The organism is Pseudomonas sp. 05N434 (assembly GCF_056396965.1).
The window spans coordinates 1-1,111 of sequence record NZ_JBFTMK010000915.1 but is presented as its reverse complement, the minus strand read 5'-3'; the positions used below and the strand labels follow the sequence as shown (position 1 = coordinate 1,111).

Sequence of the window (1,111 nt, the reverse complement as noted above, 5' to 3'; positions counted from 1 at the left end):
ACTTGAAATACTGGCGCGTTGTAGGTATTGGTCGAGATCAACTCAACGCAAGGAGCGAGACAGTGATCAAAATTCGAGAGGCGACCATTGAGGATATCCACACACTTAGTGATATCGGCATAGAGACGTATCGAGACCACTTCTCCGACATATGGACCCCCTCAGGCATGCAGCATTTCTTGAGTGAAGACTTTTCAGTCCTGGCGCTTCAGGAATCGATAGGGGCACCCGCACGTCACTGTTGGCTCATAGCACTCGATGAAGACGACAGAGCGGTAGGGTTCTCAAAGGTTAACTGGTCGAAGCCGATGCCTATTTCCGGCAAGGCCGGTGCGGAGCTCCAAAAAATTTACTTCCTCAAGACCCAAGCAGGCAAAGGCTACGGGAAACAGCTTCTGCAATTCATCCGTCAACTGGCCGAAGATCGTAAAGAGCATTTCATTTGGCTCGACGTACTCAAAACCAACGCCAGTGCGAGGCGTTTCTACGAGGGCTTCGGCTTCGAAGTACTAGGTGAGATCCCATTTAGCACCGACAAGACCGAGATCGGAATGGTTGTGATGTGCTGCGACATTTCCCGGTAGGCACGCTCGATCGACTCCCAGTTGCTTGGTTGTCATATTTCGTTACCTGTTAAGCCTAAAGCAGGGATTGAAATAGCGGCGTGTTGCCGATATTGGTGCTGACCCAACTCAAACCAAGGAAAGCAACATGTCAGACTTCTCTAAGTACACTTTAAACGCGTCGTAGTATCAGAATGAGGGTCCAGCCCTCTAGAAACGATCGAACCTCTGCACGTTCGCCAGTACCTAACCTGGCGCAATTCAGCGCCGGTCCGAGCGAACCGTGAAAAGCCCCTCCTCAGGGCGATCTGGAACTACGCGCGGGACAAAGGCTACACATCGCTGGCCAATCCTTGTGCCGGCATCAAGGGCAATAAAGAAACTGGACGAGACACGTACGCCGAGGGGCAAATTTGGATTCTGCAGGGGAAAACAAAGGCGAAGCGCCGGATTGAAGTCACTGGCGAGCTGAAGTTTTGATTGATCGAATCATGCCCCGAAAGTCAGAAGGTCCGCTCGACACGGCTGATCGTTACAGAGGATGGCAC

1 protein-coding gene and 1 pseudogene are annotated in these 1,111 nt (G+C 51.8%); both read left to right on the top strand.

The features are described from left to right. Positions 1 to 584 (top strand): N-acetyltransferase family protein (locus AC1DLB_RS30675; protein WP_477786364.1); only part of this gene is annotated, 584 nt, incomplete at its 5' end. Positions 585 to 767: 183 nt separating this feature from the next. Next, positions 768 to 1,111: pseudogene (locus tag AC1DLB_RS30670) on the top strand (integrase); the annotation flags it as partial.